Genomic DNA, 21,664 nt, shown 5'->3' with positions numbered 1-21,664 from the left:
CCAAGCCCCGCCGACGAGGTCGGGCTGCCGATTGTCCTGGCGCTCGTGCTCAAGCTTCTGTTCCATCCTGAGCAGAAAAATTGATGGCTTCATGCAGCCAGCAGCATCAACAGCAGTCCCGGCTCGACAACCGCCACGGCGCTTTTCACCAGCAGACGGTCTGCTCATGAGCCTTCTTCACGGCCTCAAGCCTTCAGCGCGTCCGTCACGGGAAAAGCGTCAACCAGAGCGCCTTTGGCATCATGGATTTCAAATCTTGCACGACTAAGATCTTCGCGCGCTTCGATCTGCTGAGCCAGCATGCTTCTGGCGGCGGCTTCGGCACACTGGCGCGCTGCGGCGAGATCGACCTGCTCCGTGCCGCTGATGTCGTGGGTTACGGTCTCACCATCCGTTATACTGAAAAAGTAGTTGGGCATGGGCAGGGTTCCTGTAAGTGAGGTGCGGCCGGGCCTATTGGCTCGGCTAAAGAGCCGTGGAAAGCTCGTTGCGAATGGCTTCGACGCCCTTCACACCGGCGGCAATCGCGTTGGAGCAAGAGATCTCGGCTTTCGATGAAACCCAGCCCGCCAACGTGATGTCAAGGCCGGACGCCGACACGAATATGTAGCTGCTGTCCAACTCGCCCGAACGGGCGAATGCATTCTCCACCGCGGAGACGATATCTCCAGCCTCGGGGGCGGCAGGGTAACCGGCCAAATCAAGTGGCTCGAGGCGGTCACCTGGCGCGTTCGGGTGAGGACCATATTCCTGGAACTGCCCGATAAGCACGGCAGCCGCCTGCATTCTCATCGTTTGCTGGGCTTCGTTCCGGAAATTCTTCATACCTGCATCCTCGAGAATGCCATCGAGGATTTTGGACGATGCGGCTGATCGACATTTCTGGGAGTGCTGGGAAGACATGAGTCCTCCTTTGATTGGGGCTGGGCAACCTGAATCGCCCCGGCCGGTAGCGCCCGTAAAAGTGACCACCGATAGCGTGATTTTGTCATGCCAATGTGGTCTCCATAAGGCTCCTATGGACATCGGAAGAAGAGGGCGGCTCCCGTTGAAATCCGGTCAGCGCGTTCTTGATATCGGCTGCGGCCCGGGCTGGTTTTGGGCGGCAACGGCGACGCCGCTGCCGGAAAACCTGCAGGCTGACGCTCTCCGATCTTTCTCCGGGCACGGTTCAGGAAGCCGTCGAGCAATGCAAAGCCTTATCTATCGGCGACTTCAGGGGTCAGCAGGCCGATGCTGCGGCGCTGCCGTTTGCCGACGACTCCTTTGACGCGGTGATTCAATGCATATGTGCTATCACTTGCCGGACCCGTTCAAAGCCATCGCGGAAATGTATCGCGTGCTGAAGCCGGGCGGTTCCTGGCGCTAACCTCTTATCCCCCGGCGATGAAGCCGACGAGGCGCGGCTTGCCGCGTTTCGCAAGGCAATCGACGAAGCATTTCTGGCCGGCGATGGCGTGCTCGATGTCGACAAGGAAAGTGCGCTGTTTGTCAGCCACAAAACCAACTGAATTGATCCGCCAGACCTCCGGATGGGGTCGCTAAGTTGCCGATACGCTTTCACTTGAAGCGCCCGTGCGCTGAGGGCAACAGTCGGAAAATTGTCGAAGCACCACGGAACCATTTCGAGGATAGCTGGTTGAGGCCGAAACCGATGGAGGCGCCGATGCGGGGATGGTTTGCCAGAAAATGGGTGTCGCGTGTCGAGTACGACAACACCGTCAGTGAATTTCAGCATCAAATCAACGACCTTCAGGAACAGGTGCTCCTGAACCGGCAAGCACTCGAAGCGCTGGCGCTCATGCGGTCATCCGAGCAGCTCCGGAATCCGAAGCCAGTCTGGGTGAAGCGGCGGCGAAAGCTGGTTTACCGGCACGCCCATGACAATGTGATCATCGCCAATTTCCGGGACCGCGATTAGGCGTCTTCAATCTCGCGGCCATTGTCATTGGCGGGATTCATCACGATGTCGGCAACGCGCGTCAGATGCACGTAGTGGTCTATCAGAACGATCCAACCCAAAGCGCTCGCATGGATCATGGTGCCTTCCATTTCGTCCAGGCTGAACCCGCGGTCGATGCCGTATTCTATGATAGCATCGATGGGCACACCGTCGCCGGACGGCGATCCATGCTCGGAAATATATTCCAGGATCAGGTGGAGGTGCGGGTTGGTCTTCAAGGCATTCCTTCCATACGACATGGCTTCGAAAAAGCTCCGCATGCCTGGTCAACGACCGGGCGGCACTTCCGTTCCTGTTCGGGAGGAAGCCACGGACGCGCCGCTCCGCGCAATTCGATGTCCAGGCCATCTTCGGCGCTCAAAGAGATCGTCGTGGCCCGCCTTGGATCCCTCGATGCTTTTGTGGCCTTCAGACGCTATCAGCGCAATTGAGGGGGCAGGCGCTCGAACACAATATGCGCCGCCTCACGAGGCGATGAAGTCGCCGCTGTAACGATCAATCTCGCAGCCCCATCTGCCCCGCCTCAAGCCTGAGTTCCGGATGGCCCGTCAGGAGTCGCGGCAATCGCGGGGACGGCAGCACGTGCAAGTGCTGCGGCAAGCTGGGATTCGCTGAACGGCTTGCCAAGCTGCTGGATCGCGGTCGCGGCCCGGTCGGGCAGATTGGCGTAGCCGGACACCATCAGGACGGGGGTACCGGGGTGCCGCCGCTCGACTTCGAGGATCAACTGGTAGCCGTTCATTCCCGGCATAGCGAAATCGGTCACGAGCAGATCGAATTTCCCCGAGCCGAGCTTCTGCAAGGCCTGTTCCGCCGACGTCGCCTCAGTCACCTCATGCCCGAGTTCCTCAAGCATCATCATCGTGTTCATGAGAACGAGATAATCATCATCGACGCAAAGCACGCGCAAGAAAAACTCCTAGCTCCAACCGCGGCATCGGCATTCCGCCAAACGTGTGGCGATCTCAGGGATTACCTGCCGGCGCTTTGGCCCTTTTCACGCATCTCTTATCCCGAAACCGGCTGCCGCTTTCGGGAGACATGCGTCAGCAAAAGTTCCAAACGCGCCAGAGCGCAATTGGTTCCCGACAATCCCAGGCAACAGTTGCTCAGAAATATCAGATTCTTTCGCTGGACAACAGGCGTTGCAGGGCTCTCGCCAATTGTGCAGGACCGAACGGCTTGTCGAGCGTCGGCGTGGCGCCGCGGTTGGGCAGCTCGGCATAGCCCGTGGCGATGAGAACCGGAATTGCCCGCCCGCTTCCCGTGAGACGGTGGGCCAGTTCCAGCCCCGTCATGCCCGGCATCCCCTGGTCCGTGACAATGGCATCGAAAGTGCCGTCCTTGCCGAGAATCGCCAGTGCTTCTTCGCCGCTCGAAGCTGCCTGCGCCGAATGACCCAATTCTTCCAGCATCGACACCGTGCTGAACAGAACCAGCGCATCGTCGTCGACCGCCAATATCTTCAGGCTTTTCGACGCGCCGCCGGCAATGCCTTCCGGATGGTGGGTGGGGGTGGCATCGGCGTCGGTGGCCGGCAGCCAGAGCGCCACCGTGGTGCCCCTGCCGGGAGTGCTGACCATGTCCATCCATCCGGAACTCTGTTCGACGAAACCATGCACCATCGACAGGCCCAGGCCGGTGCCTTTGGAAACGCCCTTGGTGGTGAAAAACGGGTCCGCTGCCTTTGCCAGCGTCTCCGCATCCATTCCCGTGCCATGATCGATGACCGAGAGAACGGCGTAGTGCCCCTGGGCATCGTCGGCATGAACGCCGCGAGAGTCTCGCCTTTGCGCCGCAATCACGATCGTTCCGGCGTCGCCCAGCGCGTCGCGGGCATTGACGACGAGATTGAGCAGAGCGAGTTCGAGCTGGTGGGCGTCGACAAGCGCGACCACCGGATCGTCCGGAAGCTGGAGTTCGATCTGATGGCGTGGGCCGATGGACCTCTGCAGCAGGTTCAGCATCCCCCGCACGAGATCGCCGACATCGACGGGTTTCGGATCGAGCTTCTGGCGCCGGGCGAAGGACAGCATTCGTTGCGTCAGTGTCGCGCCGCGCGTGCCCGCTTCCATGGCGGATTCGACCAGGCGGTTCAGTGGGCTCTCGGGGCCGAGCCGTTTCTTCAGGATTTCGAGGCTGCCGATGACGACAGAGAGCAGGTTGTTGAAGTCGTGCGCCACGCCGCCCGTCAACTGGCCGACCGCTTCGAGCTTCTGGCTTTGACGGAGTGCAGCCTCTGCCCTCTTTCTTGCCGTGATGTCCACGAGGCCGCCCAGGATCAACACGCTGTCGGCACTGCGGAACACCTGCGCGGAGGTCATCACGTCCAGTTCCACGCCGTCGGCGGCCTTGAAAGCGTATTCCTCCTCCGATCGGCCGGCGTCGTTCAACAGCCGCTTCAGCGCATCAAGCCAACGTCCCGGAGAATCGCCGGTCATGAAGTCTTCCAGCCGCTGACCGACGACTGCGCTCCTCGTGGTCCGCAGGAGTGCCAGGGACGAATTCGACACTTCGGTGAGCCGGCCTGCGGCATCCATGGAAAACAACGGCATCGGCGTTTCGCGATAGAGCGATCGGAACCGCTCTTCGCTGGCGCGCAGCGCCTCCGCCTCGTTTGCCGCAAGACGGGCGAAGCGCCGATCGGCGATCGACGCGACAAGCGCCAGCGCCAGAATGAAGAAGGTTGTCAATGCCACCCCTGCCGCCAGTCCCGGCTGGCTTATGCCGGTAAAGCCGCGCGTCGCGCCGGGCATTGTCATCGGGGTGTAAGAGGCCGCCATCATGCCCGCATAGTGCATCCCGGCAATTGCGGCTCCCATGAAGATGGAAGCGACAATGCGCTGCAACGCCCCAGTGCGCGCGAAAGACACCCAGAGTGCTGCCATGGAAGCGCCGATGGCGATGAGGATCGATATCGACACCCAGGTCGCGTCATAGAAGAGCGTTGCCGGCATGCTCATCGCCGCCATTCCGGTATAGTGCATTCCGGCGATGCCGGCGCCCATCAGGGCGCCGCTGAGCGGCAGTGACCAGGCTCTATGACCATGGCGGGCGACCACCAGGAAGCCTATGCCGGTCACCGCGATGGCAAGCGCCAGCGAAAGCAGCGTCAGACCGACGTCATAGGAGGCCTGCATGCCTGGAACGCTGAATGCCAGCATGGCGACGAAGTGCATCGACCAGATGCCTCCTCCCATGGCAAAGGCCGCCGCACAAAGCCATGCCGCCCAGTTCTCGCTCGAGCGTGCGGCGTTCATCCGCCCCGCAAGGTCGAGCGCGGTATAGGAGGCCGCGATGGCGATCATGATCGAAAGCAGGACGAGCGTCGGGTCCAGTGTGCCGGTGGTCATGCGTGATTCACTCCTCGCGCAGAAGTACCCGATCCGGCGTGCAGATTCCATAGCGATGAAGCCGGCGGACCGGGCGAATGGTCGGCCTCCGCAATGTCCGGACGAATACCGGACCGTGACATCGCCCAGCATTGCCTTTCCAGCAGACGCATGCGATGTCTCGCGCATCACGGAGACAACGGCCATTACATCGAGGTCCTCACTCTCGTTTCGCCTGTTCGCCCTGGTGCTCGCCGCCATGCTGCCGCTCGTCGCGATTCTGTTCTGGAACCTCTATTCGATTCGCGCAGCGAAAGAGCGGGAGGTGCATGCGGAAGCTTTCCGCGTCGGCCAGCTCGCGGCTCTTGAAATGCAGCATCTGCTGGATGGCTTCGAAAATACGCTGTCGGCGATCTCGGTCGCTCCAGCCGTCCAGAGCATCGACCCAGTGAGCTGCAACCAATATGTCGCTCGTGTCGCCAAGCATCTGCCGCAGTTCGCCGGCATCGCCGTGCTTGACGCGCAAGGGATCATTCGCTGCCGCCAGGAGCCGGCGGGCATAGGCGTCTCGCTCGTCGACAAGAACTATGTCCAGGGCGCTCTCAAGGGCAGGTTCTCGGTGGGCGAATACAGCATTGGCCGGGTGAGCAAAAAACCGATCCTGGCAGTGGCGGTTCCGGTGCAGGACGACGATGGCAAGACCATCGGCGCCGTCGCGGCCTCGCTGGACCTCAATTGGCTCGATCGCAGGCTCGCCGGGCGCAGTTACGCCCGCGACAGCAATCTCACCGTTGCCGACCGCACCGGCGTCATCCTCGCGCGTCATCCCACTCCGGAAAAATTCGTCGGCACCCGTATCCCCGAGCCGTATCAATCACTCGTTCATGCCGAAGCGCCGGGGACGATCGAGCTGATAAGCCAGGACGGGACGCGGCGCATCCTGGCTTATTTTCCACCCTCGGCGGCCCAGCCGGGTCTCTATGTCAGCGTCGGCCTTTCGACCACCGACGAATATGCGTCAGTGACGAAGGCGACATATTACGGCCTCGCCGTCACCGCGGTCGCCGGCGGGATCGCGCTGCTGCTGGCAAGCCTGACGGGACGCCACTCGATCCGGCGCCCGGTCGAACGCCTGCTTGCGACCGTGGAGGCCTGGCGCGGCCAGGACGAAAGCGCCCGAACCGGCATGGACCCGAAGAGCGGCGAATTCGGACGCCTGGGCGCGGCAATCGACGCCTATATGGACGAACTCGTCCTCGCCCGGGAGCAGCGCCGGCAGGACGAGGAGCAGCGCGAGCTTCTCGTCGGCGAGCTGGACCACCGGGTCAAGAACCTGCTGGCGACAGTGCAGGCCGTCGCCAGGCAATCATTCAAATCGGCCGGCCTCGACGCGTCGGTGCTTGAAACCTTCAATCAGCGACTGACCGCGATGGGCGAAGCGCATTCCTTGCTGATGAAAGGGCAATGGCAGTCGGCAGCGCTCAGCGAACTGGTCGAAACGTCGATCCGCCCGTTCGACAATGCCGCGTCATCGCAATTCCTGGTCTCCGGTCCTGAGCTGAGGATAAATTCGCGCGCGACGCTGGCACTCGGGATGGCTCTCCACGAGCTCTGCACCAACGCGGTCAAATATGGCGCGCTTACCAGAGAAAACGGCCGTGTCGACATCGCCTGGCGCATCGAAAACGGAGACGGCGGGGACCGCCTGACCTTCCAATGGCGCGAAAAGGATGGACCACCTGTGGTTGCTCCGGAGGGCAGCGGCTTCGGATCGACGATGATCGAGCGCATGCTCAGCCGCCAGGTCGGCGGCGAGGTCGAAACCAGCTATGAACCGGATGGGTTCAAGTTTGCCTGGCAGGTCGCGGTCACGGCCGTCGAGATGGACGGCTGACTGGGGGCTCGCTGCCGGCAAGGAGCCCGACGGCGTCGCGGCGATGGATACCAACCGCACAGGCGGTTTCTGCGGCTCGCTGGCCGACTTCTTCTTCCCGGCGGAGAACCGTGAAGTCTATGCCGAGGGCCTGCGCCGCGGCGACTTGCTCGTGACCGTCACGGACCTGGACACGACGCAACACCAGATCGCCCTCGACATTCTCGACGACCAAGGCTCGATCGATGTCGACGAATGGACAGACAGCTGGCGCGCCGAAGGTTGGACGCCCAGCGCCACCGCCGAAAGCGACCAGATCGCCAATGCCGCTCGCGCCCGCGATGCCGCCGACGAAAGCGTTGCCTCCTTCAGCGCTGGTCGCACCACGACCAGTGAACGCGTGCAAGGCGTCCGCGACGCGCGAGTCGTGGGATCGCGGGCCCGGTCCTATGTTTATGACAAGTCGGACGGGCGCAACCTGGGGGAGCCGCCGCGCGCCTGAATTCGGCGTGATGGGGCTTCGAATTCTTCCATCCGCCCGTGGAAGTCCGAGGTCCGATGGGAGCCGCGCTCGCTTGGCTGAATCCAGGCGGCGCGGAGCGGCGCTTTTCAATATGAGCAATCGGCGCCGGCAGAACGTTTATCATTTCCTTATGGACAAAGGCTCAAAGACATCTCGAACCCTTATTTTCACGTTCATATCTAAGTGTCAGGCTCGCACGCTTTGTCGTGCGCGAGCACTCGACATTTGTCCGTGGGGCTGCCGCGCGCGCCCGAAGGCACGGACCGCTGCGATTGCTGGCCCGGGATTACAGCGGCATGAAAAGGAGATGATCCGATGCCCAAGGCACATATGAGAGCCGATCGCGACGATCGGTGGCTTGCGGCTTCCGAACCTTTGCCGCATCACACACAGTCGGTCGCCGGCGCTGCTCTCGGCTATCTCGCCTCGATTGCGATGACCGCGGCGGCGACACTGATCGCCATCGGTCTCGACAGCGGCATGACAATCCCCAACCTGTCCCTGGTATTTGTCGTGCCGGTGATCATAGCAGGGATCAGTTTCGGCCTGGGACCATCTGTTGTCGCGGGCGTGCTTGGCGCGGTTTCCTACAATTTCTTCTTTACCGCGCCACGCTACTCGCTGATGGTTACCGACCCGGCGAATATCTGGGCGATCGCATTGCTGCTTGTCGTCGGCGGCATCGTCAGCACCATAGCCTTCACCGCACGCCGGAGGGCGGCGGATGACGCAAGCCTCAAACAGCGGATCGCCGTCCTGCAGCGCTACAGCCACGACATTGCAACCGCCACCGATGTGGCCGAGATCGTTTCTATCACGTCCGAGGCCCTTGCATCGGCTTTTCAAGCGCCGGCGGCGGCCATGTTGATCACGAAGGACGATGTGGTTTTGCTCAAATCGGTCGGTCGTCCCCAGCCGAAGGCGGCGGAATTCGAAGCCGCGCGGGCATCCCTGGCAAGCGGGGTCGTGGTGCGAACGCGAACCTTTCCTGCCCTGGACTCGCGTTTCGACTTCTGGCCCGTACCGACTGCGCTGCAGGAAGGCGTCGTCATCGGTCTGGCATTCGACCACAATGCCCGTCCCCCGATGCAAGACGAATTGGTGGACATTATCAGGGGCAGCCTGGCGCTCGCACTCGACCGCGTGCATTTTCGCCTACGTCAACAGCAGACGGCGCCCGGAGAACCACCTATGACCGATGCGAAATCATTACGAGGAAAACCTTTGTAACCGGCTCTACTGTGCATCACCAAGCACCTTGCCGATCTCAGTCTCCAGCTGTTCCTGCGAATAGGGCTTTCCCAGTCTAGGCAAATCAACGTTCGACCCTGGGGGGAGATCGGCATATCCGGTTGCCAAAAGAATCGGCAGGTTGGGCCTCAATTTACGAGCGGCAATTGCCAGCTGCGCCCCATTCATTCCCGGCATCGAGTAATCCGAAATCATCAGGTCGATCTGGGCGTCACCCGACAAAATCTCCAGCGCGTCCGCACCTGAATTCGCCTCGAGGACGTGATGGCCGAGGTCCTCGACCATGTCGACCGTGCTCATTGAGATCAACACATCGTCGTCGACGATCAGGATCGTGGCGGCGGATTTGACGTGTACGGGCTGCGGGTTGGTTTCGTGCGGCAATTCAATCTCCAATTCGGTGGCGGGAAACCATAGTTCCGCGGTCGTCCCGACGCCGACTTCGCTTTTCAGTTTAAGCGCGCCTTGCAGCTGCAGCGCAAGGCCGTGGATCATCGACAGGCCGAGGCCAGTCCCTTTGCCGAGTTCCTTCGTCGAAAAGAACGGGTCGATGGCGCGCTGCAGCGTTTCTGCATCCATCCCACAGCCATTGTCGGCGACGCTGAGGCAGAGATAGCGACCCTGAGGAAGATCCTCGCGCGGCTTGGCATTTTGCTCGTCCCGCAAAGATATCTCGATGGCCCCACCGCCCGGCATCGCATCGCGGGCGTTGACGACCAGGTTCAGCAAGGCGAGTTCAACCTGATTGCCGTCTGCGAGCGCCCGTGGCAATTCATTCGGAATGCGCGTGCTGATCTCGACAATGCTGCCAACCGAGCGGGCGAGCAGGTCCCGCATGCTTTCCACGAGTTGGCCGAGGTCGGTAGGAGCGATCTCAAGCTCCTGCCGTCTTGCAAAGGCAAGCAGGCGCTGGGTCAATGACGCGCCTCGCCGCGCGCCCTGCAAAGCCCCCTCGATGAGCCTCGCAGACTTGGGGTCGTCAGCCAGATTTTTCCGCAGCAGGTCCAGATTGCCGAGCACTACCATCAACAGATTGTTGAAATCGTGTGCAACTCCGCCGGTCAGCTGACCGATGGCCTCGAGCTTCTGCGACTGACGCAGTTTGGCCTCTGCATTCGCACGTTGGCTGACCTCCTCGCGCAGCGCCCGGGTGCGCTCCTCCACTCTTTGCTCGAGAGTCTCGTTCAAACGACGGAGATCGGCTTCGGCGCGTTTGCGGGGCGTCACATCCGAAGACACGCCCACGACGCGTATCGGGCGACCATCCCGGCCCTTGACAAGGCGACCACGCATCTCGACCCAGTGCTCACTGCGATCCGGCCATATCGTGCGGAACTCGATCAGGAAATCGTCGTCTGTCGAAATCGTCAACGATATGGAGCTGAGCAGGTTGGTTCGATCCTGGAAATGAATCGCACCGGCCATCTGGCCGAAGGTGAATGCGTCGTCTCCGACATGCCCGAACATCTGCCGGAACTCAGGCGAAGTGTTCAGTCCGCGTCCCTCGATGTCAAGTTGCCAGGTTCCGAGTTGACCCGCCTGCAGAGCAGTCTTCAAACGAAGCTCCCCCTCGTGCAACTCCTCGATCCGGCTGCGCGCCTCGTATTGACGACGCCTGTTGCGCAGTGCCGAATGGACGACGCTGACGAATGTCGTCGGGTGAAACGGCCGCTCAAGGAAAGTGACGTTCCCCAATGCTTCGGCAATGCGGGCGGCGGCTGGATTTCGCTCAGGCCCTGCGCCGCGATGCGTCAGCACGATGAATGGAAGATCGGACCAAGTTGGCTGTGCCGCGACCCAGCTATGGATCGGCTGGAGATTGCTGGACCGGAGCGTTTCTTCGACAAGAACGACGAATAGCGTGTTATCGGAGATATGGGTTTCCAGGTCGTGCAGACAAGCCATGATCATCGATTGCACCTGTGCCTCCCCAAGCAGGGATGCCGCCACGGCACTGTCGCGCCCGTCGGGTGCATAGATGAGCGCGACGCGTGGGTCAGAAATTGGAGTCGTCCTCCTTGAGAAGCGGTCCTTGTGAGCCGACGAATGTCGGAACCCCTCGTAGCACGCCCTGGAATTTGTCGAGCGGTTCGCCGAGCGTCAGCCCTCCCTTGCCGATCATGAACTCCCGGATCGTGTCTTCGTGTGAACCGGTGCGTTTTTTGATCACTGAAACGGCGCGCCGGACCCTGCCGAGAGCCTCGAAATAGCGGAGGAGCACGACCGTGTCGGCAAGGTAGGTTAGATCGATCGGCGATTTCATGTCCCCGACCAGCCCGTGTTGGGCGACTGTCAGGAACGTATTCGCGCCTTGGCGATTGAGGTATTGCAAAAGCTCATGTATGTGCAGGATGACGGAGCTCTCTTCGGGCATTGAAGCCTGATAGCCATTGATGCTGTCGATCACCACGGTTTTGGCCTGGGCCTCGTCGACATGTTTTCGCACTCTGTGCGCGAATTCACCTGGTGAAAGCTCGGCGGCGTCCAACTGCTCGATGTGCAGCTTGCCGCTGTCGCGCATCGCCTCCAGGTCGATCCCGATCCCTCGCATCCGATTGGACAACAAGCCAAGCTCCTCGTCGAAGATGAAGACGGCGGCATTTTCCCCACGAGCAACCGCTGCGGCTGCAAACTGTAACGTGAAAAGTGTCTTGCCGGTTCCTGCCGGGCCAAGGACAAGCGTGCTCGATCCTTGTTCGATGCCACCGCCGAGCAAGGCATCCAATTCCGCGATGTCGCTTGTGGTTGGATAGCGCTCGAAACTGGAGCGATGTTCGATCGACCTGAGGCGTGGGTAGACCATGACGCCGCCGGTCTCGATCTTGAAGTCATGATAGCCGCCCCGGTAAGATTGGCCGCGGTACTTCATGATCCTCAACCGCCGACGTTCGGCGCCATAATCCGGCGTGAGTTCATCGAGATGGATCACGCCGTGAACGACGCTGTGCACCGTCTTGTCGAACGTGTCGGATGTCATGTCGTCGAGCAACAGCACGGTCGAGCCCTGGCGGGCGAAGAAATGCTTCAAAGCGAGAATTTGGCGGCGATAGCGGAGCGAGCTCTGCGCCAGAAGCCTGATTTCGGACAAACTATCCAAGACGACGCGCATCGGCTGCAATCTTTCGAATTGTTCGAAAATCAGCTTGGTGGTTTCGCCCAGCTCAAGGTCCGACGAATAGAGCAGGCTCTGCTGGTGATCGGGGTCGAGCAGGCTTTCGGGCGGAACCAGCTCGAAAATCGTGACATTTCCGTTGATTTCCATGCCATGCGAGGCGGCGCCTTCCCTGAGTTCGCTTTCGCTCTCGGACAAGGTGATGTAGAGGCATCTCTCCCCCTGTCGTGCGCCATTCAGCAGGAAGTGGAGGGCAATGGTCGTCTTGCCGGTTCCAGGATTGCCTTCCAAAAGAAATACGTGGCCTTTTGCCAGTCCGCCTCCCAGGATGTCGTCCAACCCGGCGACGCCGGTGCTTGCGTTTTTGTTCGACGTCATTTCTGCCCCTTCCGAAAGCTGAAAAATATCTCCGCTTAAACAAATCCACAGATGCGTTTGTCTGTTCCAATCCAGATAAAATTCTGTTGGCGGCCATGGGCTCGATCAACAGCGGCGCACCCGCAAACCCGATAACCGCCGCATTCACATTTTGCAGCGCAGCATACAATTTCCGTAAGGTAAGGCTAATTTCCACTTTACAAATACTCAATTATCTGTGAAGTAGTGCATAACTTCACAGATGGGAATGAAATTTTGAACCCGACACGCTTCGCCACCCGCCTCAACTCCTTTGCTTCAGGCGCCCACCTCGAATGGCCTAGCCAGTCCGGAAGGCCCAGCATGATGCAAATGGCCGAGCGGGCAGCACGCGTGGAAGGCCTGACCGATCTCGATCTAAACTACCCCGACCATGTCGACGAAAATCCTGCGGAACTCGCTCGAAAACTGGGTGATATCGGTCTTTCGATCAATGGCTTTGCCATGCGTTACTACACCAATCCGGCATTCAAGCTTGGGGCTTTCACGCATCCGGATGCCTCGGTGCGGCGCGAAGCGATCGACATGACGAAGAAGGGCATCGACGACGCCCGCGCCGCAGGGTCCAGTCTGATGACCATCTGGCTCGGCCAGGACGGCTTCGATTATGCCTTCCAGGGCAATTACGATCGCATGTTGCAACACGAAATTTATGGAATTCGTGAAGTTTGTATGCATGATCCGGATTGCCTAGTCTCGATCGAATACAAGCCCAACGAGCCGCGCTCCTATAGCCTCATGCCGGATGCGGCCACCACGCTGCTGGTTATCAAGGAAGTCGGGGCGAACAATCTCGGCGTCACGCTCGACTTCGCCCACGTCCTTTACGCCGATGAGCAGCCGGCTTTCGCCGCAGCCCTGATCGCCCGCCATAGCCGGCTGATGGGTGTCCACCTCAACGACGGCTACGCCAAGCGCGACGACGGCCTGATGGTCGGCGCGGTGCATTCGCTGCAGACCATCGAGCTTCTACGCCAGATCCGCCGGGACGGCTATGACGGCGCGATTTATTTCGACACGTTTCCCGATCTGACCGGGCTCGACCCGGTGCATGAATGCGAGGTCAACATCAAGACCGTCCGACGGATGTTGAAGGTCGTCGACCGCCTCGAGCAGGACAATCGCCTGACTGCCGCGATTGACCGACAGGACGCCGTTTCCACGCACGCCATCGTCCAGGAACTGATGTTCGGCGCGGAAAACTGAACCACCTCAACCCCTTGGGAGGATACCATGAAGAGATTTCTTGCCGCGGCTTTCGCCGCCACCCTTTGTGCTGGCTTCGCCACAGCACAAGACCTGAAACCGCTGAATTCCGACTCCGAGCCGGACCGCATGGACTGGTCGCAGCTCGAAGCCAAATACGGCGCGCTTCCGGCTGTTGAAAAAGGCCTGAAGGTCGGCGGCGTGTCCAATACGCTCACCAATGAACATTGGCGCTCGCTCGGCGAAGGCTACCAGAAATTCGCCGACAAGATCGGTGCGACGGTCGCCTATCAGGCGGCACAGAGCGAAGGCGACCAGCTCGGCCAGCTGACGATCGCCGAAGGCATGGTGACGCAGGGCTACAAGGTGCTGCTGCTGTCGCCGCAGACCGACGCCAACCTCCAGCCGGTCATGGAAGAAGCCAAGGCCGCAAACGTGCCGGTCGTCAACGTCAATGACGCCGTGATCCCGCAGGCCGAGCATTATGTCGGCAATGTTCAACGTGACAACGGCGTGCGCGTTGCCAAGTGGTTCCTCGAAAACCGCAAGGATGGCGGCAAGGTCGCCATCATCGAAGGCCAGGCCGGTGTCTATGCCGCCGTGCAGCGCACCGACGGCTTCAAGAAGACCATCGAGAAAGGCGGCAAATTCCAGGTCGTCGCCAGCGTTCCGGGCAACTGGGATCGCCAGACATCGTATGACGCGGCGACCACCATCCTGCAGCAGCATCCCGACCTCGTCGGCTTCTACTGCAACAATGACGGCATGGCGCTCGGCGTGGTCGAGGCGGTGAAGGCCGCCGGCCTGCAGGGCAAGGTCGTGGTGTTCGGCACTGACGGTATTTCCGATGCCTACAAGTCGATTGCCGCCGGCGAACTGACCGGCACCGTCGACAGCTTCCCGGTCCTGACCGGCGAAGTGGCGATGGAAACCGCGCTGCGCCTGGTTTCCGGCCAGAAGCTGCCGCGCGTCGTCGCCACCCCGCAGGCGTTGATCACTGCCGACAACTACAAGCAGTTCCAGGGCACCCCGGACGAAGTCCGCGCCGTGCTGATGAAGGCTGCCGGCAAGTAATCCGCCTCCCAAGCGGGACGGCCGGCATGTCCGGCCGTCCGAACTCTCACGAGGTCACCTTTCCATGGCAAGTCCCAGACTGGCGTTCGACAACATCTCCAAGGTGTTTCCCGGCGTAAAGGCGCTCTCCGACGTCTCCTTCGAGGTCGCGCCCGGCGAAATCCACGCGCTGCTCGGCGAGAACGGCGCCGGCAAATCGACGCTGCTGCGCATTCTCTCGGGCGTCTTCCGCCCGACGGCAGGCGAGGTCCGTGTCGACGGCACCTCATACCACTTCCGCAAGCCAGACAATGCCCGCCAGGCCGGAATCGCCATGATCCACCAGGAACTGCAGCAGGTGCCGCACCTGACCGTGGCGCAGAACATGTTTCTCGGTCATTCGCTGACGCGTGCCGGCGGCCTGCTGGTCGATCGCCGCGAACAGGAACGCCGCGCCGCCGAGGCACTGGCCGCCATCGACCCGATGATCAATCCGGCGGCGCCGATATCGACGCTCAAGGTGGCGCAGCGCCAGGTCGTCGAGATCGCCCGCGCCCTTCTCGACAAGGCGAAGATCGTTGCCATGGACGAGCCGACGTCGAGCCTGACGCCCAGCGAGTTCGACCGGCTCGCCGAGGTCATCGAGCGTCTGGCGGCGAGCGGCGTCTCGATCATCTATGTTTCACACAAGATGGACGAGGTTTTCCGTGTCTGCCAGCGCGCCACGGTCATGCGTGACGGCAAGGTCGTCGGCAGCAATGTCGACCTGCGTAAAACCGCCCCCGACGATGTCATCGCCATGATGGTCGGCCGCGAACTGCTGGTCGAAGCGCATCATGCGCATGCCACGGCGACCGTCAGCGTCGAGGTCCGCAACCTCTCGTCCCATCGCGTCCGCGACATCTCCTTCGACCTGCACAGAGGCGAAGTGCTCGGCGTGGCGGGCCTGGTCGGCTCCGGCCGCACGGAACTCCTGAGAGCGCTTTCCGGCGCCGACAAGGTGGTGTTGGGCACGGTCAAGATCGACGGCAAGCCGCTGACGCTGTCCAATCCCCGCGCCGCGATCGCCGCGGGCATCGGCCTGCTTCCCGAAGAGCGCAAGCGCGAGGGCATCATTCCCGGCCGCTCGGTCACCAGCAACATGGCGCTGCCGTCGCTCGGCCGCTTCTCCAGGGCCGGCATCATCAACCATCGCAAGGTCAGGCGCACCGCCGAAGACCTGCTCAGGCGCGTCAATCTCAGGCCGTTCCTGCTCGACCGCCAGATCAGGCTGTTTTCCGGCGGCAACCAGCAGAAAGCGATCATTGCCCGCTGGCTCGCCGCCGGCTCGCGCATTCTCCTGTTCGACGAGCCGACGCGCGGCATCGATGTCGGCGCCAAATCGGAAATCTACCACCTGATCGAAGAGCTCGCTGCCGAAGGCCATTCGGTAATCGTCGTCTCCTCCGAGCTTCCGGAAGTCATGCGGGTCTCCGATCGGGTGCTCGTCATGCGCGACGGCGCCGTCGTCGCCGAACTCGGCCGCGACCGGCTTTCCGAGGAAGCAATCGTCTCCCACGCCGTCGGCACGGCCGGCCGCCGCATCGACGCGGCATGACCAACAGGAACCACCCTATGTCTAACACGACACATACTGCAGCCGTGCCTTCGTCCAACCTCCTCGCATCGTTCACCCTGCGCGATGCCGGCACGCTGATCGGGCTGGTCGCGATCATGGTAATCTTCGGATTGCTAGCCCCGGACTTCCTGTCACAGCGCAATTTGCTCAACATCCTGCAGCAGTCGAGCATCAATGCCTGCCTGGCGCTCGGGATGACGCTGGTCATCATCTCCGGCGGCATCGACCTGTCGGTCGGTCCGACCGCGGCGATCGCGGCGGTCATCTCCGCCACACTCTTGGTGGCGGGTGTGCCGATCCCGCTTGCGATCCTTGCCGGCCTCGGCATCGGCGTGGTCTGCGGCCTCGTCAACGGCGTACTCGTCGCTTATGTCGGCCTGCAGCCCTTCATCGTGACACTCGGCACGCTCAGCACCTATCGTGCCATTGCGCTGATCTACACCGGCGGCAATCCGGTGCTCGGCGTGCCCCAAGGTTTCCGCGCGCTGTTCAACGGATCGCTGTCGGGCATCCCGAATTCGGTGGTCATGGTTGCGGTCGTGGCGCTGCTTGCCTGGGTCCTGCTCAAGAAGACCCCGCTCGGCGAATATCTGCTCGCCGTCGGCGGCAACGAGGAAGCCGCCTATATCGCGGGCGTTCCGATCGCCGTCACAAAGATCACCGCCTATGTCATCTCCGGCACGCTTGCCGCGCTCGCTTCGATGATCCTCATCGGCCGTCTGGGTGCCGCCGAGCCAATCCTCGGCAATCTCTGGGAGCTGGATGCGATCGCGGCGTCTGCGATCGGCGGAGCCTCGCTGATGGGCGGCAAGGGCAGCGTCATTGGCACGATCCTCGGCGCGATCATTCTCGGCAGCATGCGCAACGGATTGACGCTGATGAACGTGCAGGCCTTCTACCAACTTCTGGCCACTGGCCTTATTATCCTTGTCGCGATGATGATCGATCGCGTCACAAGGGGAAGAGGATGAATTCTGCAGATGATCCCAAGGCGGTAGGCCCGCGCATCCGGATGATGATGCCGCAGCTTACGCCTCTGGAGGCGCGGGTGGTGGAGACGGTGTTCGGACTGCGCGATTTCTCAGAGGAGACCGCGCTCAAGGACATCGCCGAGGAAGCCGGCGTGTCGGAGGCGATGGTGGTGAAGATCGCCAAGAAGCTCGGCTTCGGTGGTTATCGCGATTTCCGTTCCGCCGTATCGAGCTACAATAGGCTGCCCACGGCCGAGATGCATCAGGAGCTCTCCGTCGAGGATAGCTCGCGCGAGATCATCCAGAAGGTGTTCCGGACATCCATCCATGCGCTTGAGGAAACGATGGCGATATTGGACATCGAAGCCTTCGACAGGGCATCGGCACTGATCGCCCAGGCGCGCCAGAGGGATTTTTATGGCGTCGGCGGCTCGGCCCAGATCGCGCGCGACGTGGCGCACAAGTTCCTCCGGATCGGTGTGAGGGCGACGGTGCAGGACGACTCGCACATGATGCTGATGTCGGCCTCGCTGCTCGGGCCGGACGACGTCGCCATCGGGTTCTCGCATTCCGGCAACACCACGGCCGTCATCGACGCCGTGCAGCTTGCGCGCAAGAACGGCGCCAGGACGATCGCGATCACCAATTACGGCGGCTCGCCGCTGGCGCAGGTCGCCGACATCGTGCTCTGCTCGACAGCGCAGGGATCGCCGCTGATGGGCGAGAACGCCGCCGCACGGATAGCGCAGCTCAACATCCTCGACGCGCTCTTCGTTGCCGTGGCGCAACGCGACTACGGAGCTGCGGAACGCAACCTCGGCAAGACGATGTCCGCGGTGACATCGAAACGAAAGGACAAAATCGTATGAGCGCGACCGCCCCCACAGTGATCGTTTTCGGCAGCCTGCATTACGACATCATGGTCCGCGGCCCGGCGCGGCCGCGGAAAGGCGAGACCGTGACCGGCACAGCCTGGTATCCAAACTGCGGCGGAAAAGGTGGCAACCAGGCCGTCTCGGCGGCGAAGACTGGGATCAGGACTTCCATGATCGGGGCAGTCGCAGACGACGCCTTTGGGGTGGCTCTGCTTGGCAATCTCCATCGCGGCGGGGTTGACAGACAGTTCGTGAAGACGGTGTCCAACGTCGGCAGCGGCATGAGTGTCGCGATCTTCGACAGCGACGGAGATTACGGCGCCGTGATCGTTTCCGGCAGCAACCTGACGCTAGAACAAGCGGATGTGGATGCCGCTGCCGAACTGTTTTCCCCAGACGGCGTCCTGATATTGCAGAATGAAGTCCCGGACGCCGCCAATGTCGCTGCCGCCAAGGCGATGAAGGCGGCTGGCGGCCAGGTGGTGCTGAATGCCGCGCCTGCGCGTGACGTCTCCTCCGATTTGGCAGCGCTTGTCGATATCCTTGTTGTCAACGCAATCGAGGCCGAGCAGCTCACAGATACGGCTGTGTTTGATACGTTGGAAGGCGCGCTCGAAGCTGCCCGGCTTCTGACGAAATCCTATCCGATCGCCGTCGTCACCGCCGGAGGCGCAGGCGTCGCCTATGCCACGCGATCGGGAGAAGAAGCCATGATCGAGGCGGTCAAGGTCAAGTTGGTCAGCACGCACGGTGCCGGCGACGAGTTCACGGGAGTGCTGGCTGCCGAGATCGCGAGGGGCGCCAAAATCGAAGCAGCGTTGCGGGCTGCGAACAAGGCGGCGGCGGTGCTTGTCAGCACGCCTCGCCAAGACCATGACAGAGCCGCTTGACGGGAAAGGACAGACGAATGCTCAGGGGTATCGACCCAGTTATCAACGCCGAACTGATCTATGTGCTGATGCTGATGGGTCATGGCGACGAACTGGTCATCTGCGACGTCAACCATCCTGCTCAAACCATTGCAAAGGAAACGACTTACGGAAAGATCGTCGACGTTTCGGGATGCAGCATCGCTCGCGCACTCGAGGCGATCCTGAAACTGTTTCCACTGGACACCTTTGTCGAAGCGCCGGTGAAGAGAATGCAGGTGGTTGGCGATCCGGAAAGGCAGATGCCCATCTTCAAGGAGGTTCAGGACCTCGTCGAGGCTGCGAATGGGAGTGCCGTGACAATCCACGCGCTCGAGCGATTCGCCTTCTATGAGGCCGCCAGGAAATCCTTCGTCGTCGTTCGCACCTCCGACCCAGGCCCTTACGGCTGCTTCATCCTGAAGAAGGGCGTGATCTAACGCAGGTCTCCCGAAGGCTTGGCCTGTATTTCATCACAACGACATTCGGTCTGGTGGAGGCCAGCCGGATTATGCCGTCTTGCGTAATGGATGGGATTGTCGTGCCGTCGCGCTGCCAACGTTGAATGCGGCAATCAGGTCGCGCAATGTGGCGCTCTCGTTGGCCAGAGAGGCGGAGGCGGCACTCGCCTCCTCGACCATGGCGGCATTCTGCTGGGTCGTCTGATCGAGGCTGTTGATCGCAGTGTTTATCTCGGCCAGACCCACCGACTGCTCGCGGGCCGATGCGGCAATCGCATCGACGTGCTGGTTCATCGCCGTCACGAGTTCACCGATCTGCTTCAAGGCGCCGCCGGTTTTCGACACTAGGTCGACACCGGTTGCCACTTCGCCGCTCGATGTCTGGATCAGCGCCTTGATTTCCTTTGCCGCTTTAGCGGAGCGCTGCGCCAGTTCGCGCACCTCCTGGGCGACGACGGCGAAACCCTTGCCGGCCTCACCGGCGCGTGCAGCCTCTACGCCCGCATTGAGCGCAAGCAGGTTGGTCTGGAACGCGATTTCGTCGATGACGCCGATAATGCTCGATATCTCGTTGGAGGATTGCTCGATCCGGCTCATAGCTTCGACCGCCTGGGTGACGATCTTGCCGGATGTCGCGGCGCTGGCATTGGCCTCGGCTGCGACCCTGCGCGCCTCCTCGGCGCGTTTGGACGATGAGGCGACATTGGCCGTGATCTCGTCGAGTGCCGCGGCCGTTTGCTCCAAAGCTGCAGCCTGCTGTTCGGTGCGTCTTGCGAGGTCATTGGAGCTGTGGGCGATCTCGTTCGATCCGCTATCGATGCCGACCGTCGAGCCTGCCACTTTGCCGAGCGTCCGGCAGAGCTGGGCTACAGCGCTGTTGAAGTCGGTTCGCAGCGCCTCGAAATCAGGATCGAACGGCTCGCTGATCTGGGTTGTGAGATCGCCATCGGCCAGCTTCTTCAGGTTTCCGGCCAGTCCGTTCGTCGCCTGGGCCATGGCTGCCGCCCGTGCCCGATCGGCTTCCTCGCGCCGCCGCCGTTCGCCATCCGACAGGACACGGTTTGCCTCGATTTCCTGGTCGGCCTTGATCTTTGCCAATGCCGTCTGCCTGAAAACCTCGACCGCTCCGGCCATCGCGCCGATTTCGTCCGTCCGGTCCGCATAGGGGATGGAGGAAGACGTATCGCCCGCGGCGAGCCCCGTCATCGAGTGCGTGATCGCCTTGATCGGACGGGAGATTTGTGCGGCAATATAGGCAATCGCTCCAGCAACGATCGCCAGCACCAGGGCGATGAGCCCCCAGGTGCTCCAAAGGATGGTCGCATAAGTCTGCTTGCTGCTTTCATAGGAGGCGTCCGAGCCCTGGACGTTGATGTCCAGTAGTTCGCCTGCATCCTTTTCGGCGTCCTCGACGACAGGCTCCATATCCTTGTAGAAGATGATCTTGGCCGCATCGTTGTCGTTCTTGCGGGATTTCACCAGCATCGGCTCGGCCGCATTCTCATAATCGCTGGCGCGTTTTCCGATCTGGTCCAGCAAGTCCTTCTCGCGCGGCGATGATATCAGCGGCGTGTAGGCATCGATCGCTTGTCCAAGCTCCTGCTTTTTCGCGATCACCTGTTTTTCCGCCGCTGCGATCGCCTCATCGCTGATAGACATGATGTGATTTGCATAGGCGAACTTCATTTCCTGAAGTTTCAATTGCATGTTCCGAACCACGGAAACGCTCGGCAGCCAGTTTTTGGCGATGGCGGTGGTATCCCCATTCACCTGTCGCACGCTACCGAGCGAGAAAAATGCGAAAGCGAGAAAAATGAATGCGAACGTCAGATTGATGACGACCAGGGAGGTTCGGACGGTAGGCCTGCGCATAGATCTCACTCCTTCGGAACGAGTCAGCCGAAATCGCCACTTGGCGTTTGGTAAGCATTTTATGAATTTTAGCATTGGCTGTTTAACCAAACGTCAACCCGCATTTGGTGTGCCGGCGCTTTAGGCTCGCACTCAAAAGGAGTTTCAGCGTCCGTGCGGCGCCCCCCTTCCGCTGACATCTCCACACTTTCCGCCCGTCACGCCGCATCGCGGGCTGCAAAAGAAATCC

Annotated in this window: 19 protein-coding genes and 1 pseudogene; 12 read left to right on the top strand and 8 right to left on the bottom strand. The window is 61.3% G+C overall.

Annotated elements, in window-relative coordinates:
* Positions 1–185 precede the first annotated feature (185 nt).
* The gene (locus AC1D06_RS19385) at positions 186–419 is read right to left on the bottom strand and encodes a DUF6894 family protein (protein WP_477877958.1); all 234 of its coding nucleotides are present in this window, start codon (positions 417–419) and stop codon (positions 186–188) included.
* Between the two features lie 46 nt (positions 420–465).
* Entirely contained in the window at positions 466–903 is a 438-nt protein-coding gene (locus tag AC1D06_RS19380; protein WP_477987496.1) for a BON domain-containing protein, read from the bottom strand.
* A gap of 115 nt (positions 904–1,018) precedes the next feature.
* On the opposite strand from AC1D06_RS19380, the pseudogene AC1D06_RS19375 reads away from it, so the two are divergent.
* Positions 1,019–1,511: pseudogene (locus AC1D06_RS19375) on the top strand (class I SAM-dependent methyltransferase).
* Between the two features lie 155 nt (positions 1,512–1,666).
* Complete coding sequence (locus tag AC1D06_RS19370) at positions 1,667–1,921, top strand: hypothetical protein (protein WP_477878710.1); 255 nt, start codon at positions 1,667–1,669, stop codon at positions 1,919–1,921.
* Here AC1D06_RS19370 and AC1D06_RS19365 read toward each other — a convergent pair.
* From AC1D06_RS19365 to AC1D06_RS19355, 3 genes are all read right to left on the bottom strand, one after another.
* Complete coding sequence (locus AC1D06_RS19365; RefSeq protein ID WP_477878709.1) at positions 1,918–2,181, bottom strand: hypothetical protein; 264 nt, start codon at positions 2,179–2,181, stop codon at positions 1,918–1,920. The two genes, AC1D06_RS19370 and AC1D06_RS19365, sit on opposite strands and share 4 nt — an antisense overlap.
* A gap of 305 nt (positions 2,182–2,486) precedes the next feature.
* Positions 2,487–2,867: a response regulator gene (locus AC1D06_RS19360; protein WP_477878716.1), complete on the bottom strand. Its 381-nt coding sequence runs from the start codon at positions 2,865–2,867 to the stop codon at positions 2,487–2,489.
* Between the two features lie 214 nt (positions 2,868–3,081).
* The gene (locus tag AC1D06_RS19355) at positions 3,082–5,316 is read right to left on the bottom strand and encodes an MHYT domain-containing protein (RefSeq protein ID WP_477987495.1); all 2,235 of its coding nucleotides are present in this window, start codon (positions 5,314–5,316) and stop codon (positions 3,082–3,084) included.
* Here AC1D06_RS19355 and AC1D06_RS19350 point away from each other — a divergent pair.
* The 3 genes from AC1D06_RS19350 to AC1D06_RS19340 all read left to right on the top strand — a co-directional run bounded on the left by AC1D06_RS19350 (position 5,261) and on the right by AC1D06_RS19340 (position 8,921).
* The gene (locus AC1D06_RS19350; RefSeq protein WP_477878707.1) at positions 5,261–7,189 is read left to right on the top strand and encodes a sensor histidine kinase; all 1,929 of its coding nucleotides are present in this window, start codon (positions 5,261–5,263) and stop codon (positions 7,187–7,189) included. The genes AC1D06_RS19355 and AC1D06_RS19350 overlap by 56 nt on opposite strands.
* Positions 7,190–7,232: 43 nt before the next feature.
* Positions 7,233–7,670 carry a hypothetical protein gene (locus AC1D06_RS19345; RefSeq protein ID WP_477987494.1) on the top strand — a complete coding sequence of 146 codons (438 nt, stop codon included), beginning with the start codon at positions 7,233–7,235 and terminating at the stop codon, positions 7,668–7,670.
* 336 nt (positions 7,671–8,006) lie between these two features.
* Complete coding sequence (locus AC1D06_RS19340) at positions 8,007–8,921, top strand: DUF4118 domain-containing protein (protein WP_477987493.1); 915 nt, start codon at positions 8,007–8,009, stop codon at positions 8,919–8,921.
* Between the two features lie 6 nt (positions 8,922–8,927).
* Here AC1D06_RS19340 and AC1D06_RS19335 read toward each other — a convergent pair whose 3' ends face one another.
* Together AC1D06_RS19335 and AC1D06_RS19330 are read right to left on the bottom strand one after the other, a co-directional pair.
* Positions 8,928–10,853 carry a hybrid sensor histidine kinase/response regulator gene (locus AC1D06_RS19335; protein ID WP_477987528.1) on the bottom strand — a complete coding sequence of 642 codons (1,926 nt, stop codon included), beginning with the start codon at positions 10,851–10,853 and terminating at the stop codon, positions 8,928–8,930.
* 85 nt (positions 10,854–10,938) lie between these two features.
* Positions 10,939–12,432, bottom strand: a complete 1,494-nt coding sequence (locus AC1D06_RS19330; RefSeq protein WP_477987492.1) for an ATPase domain-containing protein — start codon at positions 12,430–12,432, stop codon at positions 10,939–10,941.
* Between the two features lie 255 nt (positions 12,433–12,687).
* Between AC1D06_RS19330 and AC1D06_RS19325 the strand changes: the two genes are divergently transcribed.
* The 7 genes from AC1D06_RS19325 (at position 12,688) to AC1D06_RS19295 (ending at position 19,542) form a co-directional block, all read left to right on the top strand.
* On the top strand, positions 12,688–13,677 hold the full coding sequence (locus AC1D06_RS19325) for a sugar phosphate isomerase/epimerase family protein (RefSeq protein ID WP_477987491.1): 990 nt from the start codon (positions 12,688–12,690) through the stop codon (positions 13,675–13,677).
* 27 nt (positions 13,678–13,704) lie between these two features.
* Positions 13,705–14,751, top strand: coding sequence for a sugar ABC transporter substrate-binding protein (locus AC1D06_RS19320; protein ID WP_477987490.1), 1,047 nt, complete (start codon positions 13,705–13,707; stop codon positions 14,749–14,751).
* 64 nt (positions 14,752–14,815) lie between these two features.
* Positions 14,816–16,327: a sugar ABC transporter ATP-binding protein gene (locus tag AC1D06_RS19315; protein ID WP_477987489.1), complete on the top strand. Its 1,512-nt coding sequence runs from the start codon at positions 14,816–14,818 to the stop codon at positions 16,325–16,327.
* Between the two features lie 17 nt (positions 16,328–16,344).
* On the top strand, positions 16,345–17,319 hold the full coding sequence (locus AC1D06_RS19310) for an ABC transporter permease (protein ID WP_477987488.1): 975 nt from the start codon (positions 16,345–16,347) through the stop codon (positions 17,317–17,319).
* A complete protein-coding gene (locus AC1D06_RS19305) occupies positions 17,316–18,188 on the top strand; it encodes a MurR/RpiR family transcriptional regulator (RefSeq protein WP_477987487.1) in 873 nt (290 codons plus the stop codon). The genes AC1D06_RS19310 and AC1D06_RS19305 overlap by 4 nt, the downstream gene beginning before the upstream one ends.
* A complete protein-coding gene (locus tag AC1D06_RS19300; RefSeq protein ID WP_477878698.1) occupies positions 18,185–19,084 on the top strand; it encodes a ribokinase in 900 nt (299 codons plus the stop codon). Before AC1D06_RS19305 ends, AC1D06_RS19300 begins: the two co-directional genes overlap by 4 nt.
* A gap of 17 nt (positions 19,085–19,101) precedes the next feature.
* A complete protein-coding gene (locus AC1D06_RS19295) occupies positions 19,102–19,542 on the top strand; it encodes an RbsD/FucU family protein (protein ID WP_477987485.1) in 441 nt (146 codons plus the stop codon).
* A 69-nt stretch (positions 19,543–19,611) separates the two neighbouring features.
* Here AC1D06_RS19295 and AC1D06_RS19290 read toward each other — a convergent pair whose 3' ends face one another.
* On the bottom strand, positions 19,612–21,435 hold the full coding sequence (locus AC1D06_RS19290; protein WP_477987484.1) for a HAMP domain-containing methyl-accepting chemotaxis protein: 1,824 nt from the start codon (positions 21,433–21,435) through the stop codon (positions 19,612–19,614).
* Positions 21,436–21,664 lie beyond the last annotated feature (229 nt).

Source organism: Rhizobium sp. P2_G2 (assembly GCF_056403555.1).
The sequence above is the reverse complement of the archived record's forward strand: the minus strand, read 5'-3'. Positions and strand labels throughout refer to the sequence as shown.